Origin of the sequence: Aphanothece hegewaldii CCALA 016 (assembly GCF_003007785.1) — a bacterium.
Classification (GTDB): Bacteria; Cyanobacteriota; Cyanobacteriia; order Cyanobacteriales; family Microcystaceae; genus Chroococcus; species Chroococcus hegewaldii.
This window is the reverse complement of record NZ_PXOH01000072.1, coordinates 1-7,251: the sequence shown is the minus strand read 5'-3', so window position 1 is coordinate 7,251 and position 7,251 is coordinate 1. Positions and strand designations below refer to the sequence as shown.

13 protein-coding genes are annotated in these 7,251 nt (G+C 40.3%); all 13 read left to right on the top strand.

Annotated elements, in window-relative coordinates:
* A partial coding sequence (locus C7H19_RS26040; protein ID WP_181280741.1) for a hypothetical protein occupies positions 1-341 on the top strand: 341 nt, incomplete at its 5' end.
* 88 nt (positions 342-429) lie between these two features.
* On the top strand, positions 430-585 hold the full coding sequence (locus C7H19_RS26035; RefSeq protein ID WP_181280740.1) for a hypothetical protein: 156 nt from the start codon (positions 430-432) through the stop codon (positions 583-585).
* Positions 578-1,171: a siphovirus Gp157 family protein gene (locus C7H19_RS24605; protein WP_106459543.1), complete on the top strand. Its 594-nt coding sequence runs from the start codon at positions 578-580 to the stop codon at positions 1,169-1,171. The genes C7H19_RS26035 and C7H19_RS24605 overlap by 8 nt, the downstream gene beginning before the upstream one ends.
* Positions 1,171-1,413: a hypothetical protein gene (locus C7H19_RS24600; protein WP_146136593.1), complete on the top strand. Its 243-nt coding sequence runs from the start codon at positions 1,171-1,173 to the stop codon at positions 1,411-1,413. The genes C7H19_RS24605 and C7H19_RS24600 overlap by 1 nt, the downstream gene beginning before the upstream one ends.
* Positions 1,414-1,470: 57 nt before the next feature.
* Positions 1,471-1,920: a hypothetical protein gene (locus C7H19_RS24595; protein WP_106459541.1), complete on the top strand. Its 450-nt coding sequence runs from the start codon at positions 1,471-1,473 to the stop codon at positions 1,918-1,920.
* 19 nt (positions 1,921-1,939) lie between these two features.
* On the top strand, positions 1,940-2,155 hold the full coding sequence (locus C7H19_RS24590) for a hypothetical protein (RefSeq protein ID WP_106459540.1): 216 nt from the start codon (positions 1,940-1,942) through the stop codon (positions 2,153-2,155).
* 273 nt (positions 2,156-2,428) lie between these two features.
* A complete protein-coding gene (locus C7H19_RS24585) occupies positions 2,429-3,886 on the top strand; it encodes an RNA-guided endonuclease InsQ/TnpB family protein (RefSeq protein ID WP_106459539.1) in 1,458 nt (485 codons plus the stop codon).
* Between the two features lie 45 nt (positions 3,887-3,931).
* Positions 3,932-4,231 carry a HepT-like ribonuclease domain-containing protein gene (locus C7H19_RS24580; RefSeq protein WP_106459538.1) on the top strand — a complete coding sequence of 100 codons (300 nt, stop codon included), beginning with the start codon at positions 3,932-3,934 and terminating at the stop codon, positions 4,229-4,231.
* A 123-nt stretch (positions 4,232-4,354) separates the two neighbouring features.
* Positions 4,355-4,633: a hypothetical protein gene (locus tag C7H19_RS24575; protein WP_106459537.1), complete on the top strand. Its 279-nt coding sequence runs from the start codon at positions 4,355-4,357 to the stop codon at positions 4,631-4,633.
* A 117-nt stretch (positions 4,634-4,750) separates the two neighbouring features.
* Positions 4,751-5,698 (top strand): hypothetical protein, encoded by a 948-nt coding sequence (locus tag C7H19_RS24570; protein ID WP_106459536.1) that lies wholly within the window; start codon positions 4,751-4,753, stop codon positions 5,696-5,698.
* A gap of 56 nt (positions 5,699-5,754) precedes the next feature.
* A complete protein-coding gene (locus C7H19_RS24565) occupies positions 5,755-5,943 on the top strand; it encodes a type II toxin-antitoxin system HicA family toxin (RefSeq protein ID WP_106459535.1) in 189 nt (62 codons plus the stop codon).
* Between the two features lie 55 nt (positions 5,944-5,998).
* Positions 5,999-7,033, top strand: a complete 1,035-nt coding sequence (locus C7H19_RS24560) for a hypothetical protein (protein ID WP_106459534.1) — start codon at positions 5,999-6,001, stop codon at positions 7,031-7,033.
* Positions 7,030-7,251 (top strand): WGR domain-containing protein (locus C7H19_RS24555; RefSeq protein WP_146136592.1); only part of this gene is annotated, 222 nt, incomplete at its 3' end. The genes C7H19_RS24560 and C7H19_RS24555, both read left to right, overlap by 4 nt.

Sequence of the window (7,251 nt, the reverse complement as noted above, 5' to 3'; positions counted from 1 at the left end):
TGTATTCGGTTAATTACGAAGGAACACTAGACAAGTTCATCAACCAATACTCAAGCAATCATCAATCTCTTCCCGTTACTGGCACTCAAACAAAGATAACATTATCTCGCCAGTATCATAATTGTCTCGACGAGATTCGCAGAAGCTTAGATGCTGGTATGTATGGAAATGCTCACTATGGGGTTGTCAGGCTTAGACGCATCGTAATGACGCTTAAGCTTGACAATAGGCTTGGCGATGCTCTCAATGATCTCCAAAGAGCGATCAACTCTAAACGCGCCATTTCTAATGAGGAGGTTAAAGCTCTAAAGGAAGCAGTCGCCGATCCGTCAACGACTTGAGACGAACAATGAACAAGTTGTTCGTAACTTGTAAACCTTGAAAAATGCTACGCATTTTAAGTTATTGCATTTCATTGATTAACTTAAAATGCGTTCTATCATTTCTAAATCTCATCATAACTCATCTAACCCTGATGTACGTTTATCTTCATCAGAAGATGAGGAAAAACAAATCGCACTTCTAGAAAAAGAATGGCTAGACCGACAAATGTACTCTCAAGATGATCGGGGGTTCTATGCCTGATTTAACAACTGGTGAAGTTTCTCTTTCTGAGATGGAAAACTCATTTAGTGCTATGTCATTAAGAGAACTATCCTTTGAAGCGGCTCAAATCGCGGAACTTTTCGATTGTACCGAAGAAGATCACTTATACGAACAACTACAGCAGGATCTGACGAAAAGCCTGAAAAATAAAATCGATGGTTACTGTCTGTATAAGGAGTTTTTAGACGGCGAAATTGAAGCGTGGAAAATTAAACGCGATACAGTCATTTCTATGTGCGATCGCATCATCCTCGCTAAAGAAGCTCAACTCAAAACCCTGAAGGAAAATATCCTGCGCTTGTACGACCAAGGACTCATCGACTCGAATTTGTTAGGAAAGAATAAAGCAATTGAGATCCGTCCTAACTCTAAACCTCAAATCGAGGTCTTGGGCAATCCAGAAGACTTACCACCCGAATATCGTAAGCCAAAATGGGTAGCTGATAAGGAAGCGATCGCCTCTGATTATCAAGCGGGAGTTGATGTTTCCGACTATGCGATCGTCTCTATCGGGAAACAAGTTCGCTTTAAGAATGCACCACGAAGCAAGAAACGTGAGGAGTAATGATGTCCTACGAAATCATGAGAGAAATTGCTGAAGAAGAATATTTTCGCGCCGAAGCAGATGCAGCTTTGTATGAAGAAGCCGAACGAGTAACCGAACTTCACAATCAAGGTGAATCCGATGGTCGTCGTTTAAAAGCCCCACAGCACCCTGAGCATTGGATTTACTGGGATGGCTACTGTCAAGGAGTAAAACAGTTTTGGTATAAGAGGCTAAAACTGACTACAACCAATGAAATCTAAGCAAATGAACAATTAACTCCTCCCCTACTGAATGAAAGTAGGGGATTTTTGCTATTTATGAACACAAAAGAACATTTTCCCGCAGGAGATATGGTTCTCCCTTGGGCATCTTTAGCTTGCGGTGCTAAAAATGCGATCGGAATAGATCCTGATAATCTCATTTTGAATTCACTCTGGCTTGAGTTGTATTCTGCCACCCAATTAGCCGAAACCTACGGAAAAATTTGGCACAGTATCGTTTGGATTCGTACCAAAACAGCTACCAAGAAAAGAGTCGCCGCTACCCTCAATCGAATTGCTTTCTCGATTAATCAACATTTAGAGGGAGCAATTGAGTTATTTAACGAGTTCTGCGACTCTCAAGCCGAAGCAGGAATTGATCCTGCACAAATGCCTCCTGAATTTTTTGAGCTAAAACGCAATATTTATTTAGCACAAAAAGGCTTAAAAGAGTTTCACAGGGAAGAAATTGAATCTTGCCAACTTCACTTCTGGGAAGATATTTAAACCTAAAAAAAATTAACTCATGAAATCTAAAACTTACAACATTTCTTTAACTGATGGCAATACTAAGATCCTACTTGCCATTATAGCCAAACGAGCCGAAACTGACAGCCCCCACAATGTCCGCTATCTCAAAGAACTCCAAAAAATGATCCTTGATCAGATTAAACCTCAAGGTTTTAATCCACCACAACGTTTTAATGAACTTTACTTGGTAGAAGATAAAAATCATGACTAAATTACCAACTCCCCCAAGTGAATTGCAATATTTCCATCAATTGGAAATGATGCAGCAGAAAATCATGTCACAAACAGAAATTCCACCAACAGAAGCGATAATCTAAATGTGAGTAGAAGACCCCCGTTGAATTTTTCAACAAAAGACAATTATTAAAATCAACGGGGGATGAATGCAAACCAATAAATAAGTAGCATTAAATTTAATTTGATTGGTGCATTTGTCAATCAATAAGCTATAATATTTTTAATATATTTCTAATATTAATAAGTTATGATAATCGCTTACAAATTTAAGCTAAAACCCAATCAATCTCAAAAAGCTTTAATGGATAAATGGCTTGATATGTTGCGGAGTCATTACAATTTCTGTTTAAGGGATAGGATTGAAAGCTATGAACAAGTCAAACAACCCAAACTCGGTGATTACTGTAGTTTAAAACCTAAAGCTGAGTGTTGTCCATTAACTTGTTCCGTTTCTAAAAATTCTAGTATTGGAGAACCATTTAAAGGAAATAAAAAACGGAATGCCTATGAGCAACAATCATCTGAGTTACCCAAGCTAAAGAAGGAGAGAACTTGGTATCAAAACATTCATTCGACTGTCCTACAACAGAATTTAAGGAAGCTGGATACGGCTTTCAAGAATTTCTTTGCTGGAAAAGGATACCCAAAATTCAAAGCTCGTCATCGGTTTAAAAGTTTTAACTATCCTCCTAATCAAGTAAAACTAAAAGGCAACAAAATCTATCTGCCTAGTATTGGATGGATGCGCTTTTTCGCTTCTAGATCGATCCCAGATGGTTTTAGTCTACGCTCGGTAACGGTTAGACAAAAAGCCGATGGTTGGTATGTTGCGTGTTCTATAGAAGATCTAACAATTCCACAGTCACGCTCCTTAAATTTAGAACAAGTTAATTCGGTAATTGGTGGAGATTTAGGGGTCAAAAAACTGTTAGCTTTAAGTAATGGTGAGCAGATTAAAAATCCTCAATTTGAAAAGCAATTGGAGCGAACCATTACGATTAGACAACGACGGATTTCTCGTAAAAAGAGAGGTTCATTAAATCAGAAGAAAGCATATCAAAAATTGGCGAGGGTTAACCAGAGAATCGTCAATCTACGGACTGACTATCAGTGGAAGATTGCCAATCATCTAGCTAGATTAGCTGATGTCATTGTCCTTGAAGATTTAAACATATCTGGAATGAGCAAGCGTTGTCAACTCAAACAGGATGAGAATAGCAAATATCTAAAAAATGGTCAGTCAGCAAAAAGAGCTTTAAATCGATTAATTCGTGATTGTTCTTGGGGTGAACTAAAACTGAAGATACATTCGGTAGCTGAAAAGTTTGGGTGTATTGTCGTTGAAGTTGACCCGAAATGGACATCTTTGAAATGCTCGAATTGTGGACACATTGACAGAGAAAATCGTCAAGGAGAAAAGTTCGCCTGTACTAACTGCTCTCATCTAGCCGATGCGGACAATCAAGCGGCGATTAATATCGGTAAAAAAGGAATTGAATTGTTAAATCTTAGTATTTCTAAGCTACTGGGAGTCACTCAGGAAGTTACGGCTAAATCTGAATCAACAGGTTTGACTAATAGTCAGGAGATATCAATGGCGTTAGCTGTTGAGCCTAGCAACCCTCGGCAATTAAGCTTGTTCGAGTGGATGAATGGTCAAGTAATTGGCTGTTCTGAATCCCCCACTATACCGAATCTTGGTTAGTGGCGGGAGAATGTCAAGAGAAGCGATCAAGAGCGTGTCAAAGATATACAAGAAGCTATCATTAGGATAGAAAAGTATTCTGTCAGAGGAAAAGATATTTTTTTACAAGATGAGTTGATTCAGACTTGGATTTTGCATCATCTACAAATTATTGGAGAAGCATCAAGAGCAATGTCTGGAGAATTTGTCACTAATCATTCAGAAATTGAATGGTTAGATATTGCTGATTTTAGGAATATTTTAGTTCATGAATATTTTCAAGTTGATTTAGATATTGTTTGGACAATTGTTGAGAGAGAGTTACCTAAATTAAAAAGTAAAATCGAAAGTCTTTTGTCTGACTAAATTCTTGGTTAGACATATCAGTTAAAATCCGCAGCGATCGCGCTCGATTCTCGTTTCTCAATGCGCCATAACGATGCTACGCATCGAAAAAAGAGGAGAAGAAATAGAAAAAGTTTTAATGATATGAAATTAGAACAATATCCCGATTTAGACTTCGCCCGTGAAGTCACGACCGCTTATTATCGTACATTGTCTTCCTTGTTTCCGATGAGCGATCGCCCAATTCATATTGATTCTTCCCTTGTTGTTGAGAAGGGGGTTGAAGTCACATGGGCTTATTACAACTGGGAAATTTTCAATAACGACATCAGTTACGGAATGCGTTTCACGATCATCATCGACAATGAGTTTTGGTTGGAGCAGCAAGCCAAGTTGCTTTCTCAACTCCAAGTTATAGCTTGATTTTAAAAAATTCATTCATTACACAATTCTTATCTGTTATCTAACAGATGAGATTTTTTTTGATGCTGACGCATCCAATTTTAATTGATTCTTTTCTTATTTAAAAGTTGAAAAAACATGACCACTACAACTAAAACTCAAACAACTTCGGTACAAACATTTGAGTTTGAGCAAAGCAACTTTCCCTCTCTGTTGCTCTATGAATTTGAAAATACATGGAACAACATTACTCTTGACGCTCTCTCTCCTGATGAGCAAGAGGGCTTGAGCCGTCTAATAGGAGCATCAGGAATCGAGTCAAGTCCTGTCTATCGCCCTGAAGTTCTATTAGTCAAAGCGGAAAGAGGGATCGTCAAAGGGGTTTACGGCCCAGGACTGTTCCGCTATGGAGACTACATCGTTCTTAAAGTGGGTGAAAACGTAGTTCGTGCCTCTCAAGATGGCGATCGCCTCCATGTTGGCAAGCTCAAAGGGAAGATTACCGTCATCGAGAAAGAAGATGCCAAGAAGCAGAAGTACCCCACCGCTTTCTGCACATTTGTCGCACCAGACAAGTCCGTGTTTAAAGTGAGAGTTTCCCTCGATAGCCAACAGCAAGGCTTCAGCGCAGGCGAACTTGATGCAACATTGGTGAACGAAGAATCGATTTTACCTTATCTTGCTCAAGTTCCCGCACCAGCAATTTCGATGAGCCAACTTGGAGTTGGTGAGTTTGAGATCATCGGATTCTCCAAATATCAAAGCGAGAATGGAACTCGTCATAAGATCCATCTGGCTGACGGGAAAGTAGTCTGGGCAAGAGGCAATAGTGAAATGTTGCTCGACTCTGACTATACCAAACCAGAAGGAAAACCCTTAACCCTTGTCGTGAGTCATATTGAGGAATTTGCGCCCGACAAATTTAAAGTCGATAATGCCATCCGTGAGCGTCTACCTCGATTAGAAGGCATAGTTAACACTGAAACCACGATCGTAGTAGATGCTGAATCTGTTGTTGACGATGAAACCGATGAGCATAACCTATGCGTGGAGGAGCGACAAGACCCTGACAAGATCCCCTTCTAAAGTAGTTGGCTTTCTCTGAACTATTCAGGGAGAGCCTTACCGAATGGAGGTAAGAGATGAAAGTGAAGGAGGTTTTAGAGCTTCTAAAAAAACGAGGGTGGTATATCAGCCGCACACGCGGATCGCATCGCCAACTTAAGAACGATCGCATGACTGGAACGGTCACTCTAGCAGGAGCCATGAATAGTGATGTTCGTCCGAAGACGCTCAGTAGGATTCGCCAACAGGCACATCTATCGAAGTAGTAACAGACCCTCAACTATTATCAATTGAGGGTTTTCCTATTTTAAGGAGAAATTCATGATTAGTGTTGAATCGGCATTGCAGAAGTTCGGTGTTGATGAGATTCATGTCCGTCAACGCAACTTAGATGCTTTTCGAGAAGAGGGAGTCTACCTCTTTAATATCTCCGTACACGGAGGACGGGTTTCTTTTCAACTCAAATGGGAACATCTGGGTCTATCTAGTGAAACGATCGCCGCTTTAAAGCAGAACAACGCTCAACCCACCCGTATTAAGTTCTTCAAATCCTTACAGGGAAAGCTCAACCGATTGAGCTATCTAAGAAAGGAAATCCAAAAGAAGTTAATGGTTTACTGCGAGCCTTACTGGTTTGCGCCAGAGTCGAAGTTTGAGGAGTTAGCCGATGCTGTAGCCAACTTAAAGGAAACAGCTTTGCTTTTCAAAGATGAAGTGCTATTAGAATACGGGGCGGAGAAAGAAAAGTATGTGAGCATCGTTGAAGGCATCCTACGGACGACTCAACTATCACAAGACGTTCAGGAATCAGTCAAGAAAATTTACCTTTCTAATTTCCCGACACGGCAACAGATTTCGGAAAGCTTCTACATCGAGCTATTCGGCCCAATTCGTGTGCCGTCTATTAAAGAACAATCTCAATTTGATGCCTCCTTAGCTGAGTCTGAAACGAGAAATTATCAAGCTAAAGCGTTAAAGGAATTAGAAAGCCAATTTCATCGTAGCTTGCAAACCAAGCTCAGTGAAGTAATCCAGTCCGCTACCGATGAGTTCTGTGAAATCTTAGCCGATACTTTACCCAAATTAGCAAGACTTAGTGAAACTCATTTAAGCGATCGCGTTCGTGCGAAGTTAACCGAGTCTCTAGAACGATGCCAGAACTTGCTCAACTTTGACCAATCTCTGAAAGGTTTAGCCCATGACTTAGATGTTTTGGTCAAAGTCAGTAACGGTCATAACGAACAGTTGCTGGCTCAGTCGATCGCTAATATCAAAGCGGCTTTGACGACAGAAACTCGACTACTGACAACTCAAGGGAAAGGTCACAGAGCTTTATCGGAGTGGCTATCGCTATGATCACCCGACTCGAACTCATCAGTAATCAGCATTACAAATTTTGGGAAGCGGAACTCACCGAGGGTTCTACGACTTTAATTACTCGTTGGGGAAGGATTGGAACAAGGGGACAGAGCAAGTCTTATCCGTTTGTTTCTTATGCGGCGGCTTCTCAACAATATGAAGAGAAAATAGCTTCTAAACGGCGTAAGGGTTATTCTGAAGTACGGGTGACTCCT

Excerpts from the sequence above, each read along its gene's own strand:
- C7H19_RS24595 (WP_106459541.1), top strand. The coding sequence starts at position 1,471 with ATGAACACAAAAGAACATTTTCCCGCAGGAGATATGGTTCTCCCTTGG.
- C7H19_RS24590 (WP_106459540.1), top strand. The coding sequence starts at position 1,940 with ATGAAATCTAAAACTTACAACATTTCTTTAACTGATGGCAATACTAAG.
- C7H19_RS24565 (WP_106459535.1), top strand. The coding sequence starts at position 5,755 with ATGAAAGTGAAGGAGGTTTTAGAGCTTCTAAAAAAACGAGGGTGGTAT.
- C7H19_RS24600 (WP_146136593.1), top strand. The coding sequence starts at position 1,171 with ATGATGTCCTACGAAATCATGAGAGAAATTGCTGAAGAAGAATATTTT.
- C7H19_RS26035 (WP_181280740.1), top strand. The coding sequence starts at position 430 with ATGCGTTCTATCATTTCTAAATCTCATCATAACTCATCTAACCCTGAT.
- C7H19_RS24560 (WP_106459534.1), top strand. The coding sequence starts at position 5,999 with ATGATTAGTGTTGAATCGGCATTGCAGAAGTTCGGTGTTGATGAGATT.
- C7H19_RS24575 (WP_106459537.1), top strand. The coding sequence starts at position 4,355 with ATGAAATTAGAACAATATCCCGATTTAGACTTCGCCCGTGAAGTCACG.
- C7H19_RS24585 (WP_106459539.1), top strand. The coding sequence starts at position 2,429 with ATGATAATCGCTTACAAATTTAAGCTAAAACCCAATCAATCTCAAAAA.
- C7H19_RS24570 (WP_106459536.1), top strand. The coding sequence starts at position 4,751 with ATGACCACTACAACTAAAACTCAAACAACTTCGGTACAAACATTTGAG.
- C7H19_RS24605 (WP_106459543.1), top strand. The coding sequence starts at position 578 with ATGCCTGATTTAACAACTGGTGAAGTTTCTCTTTCTGAGATGGAAAAC.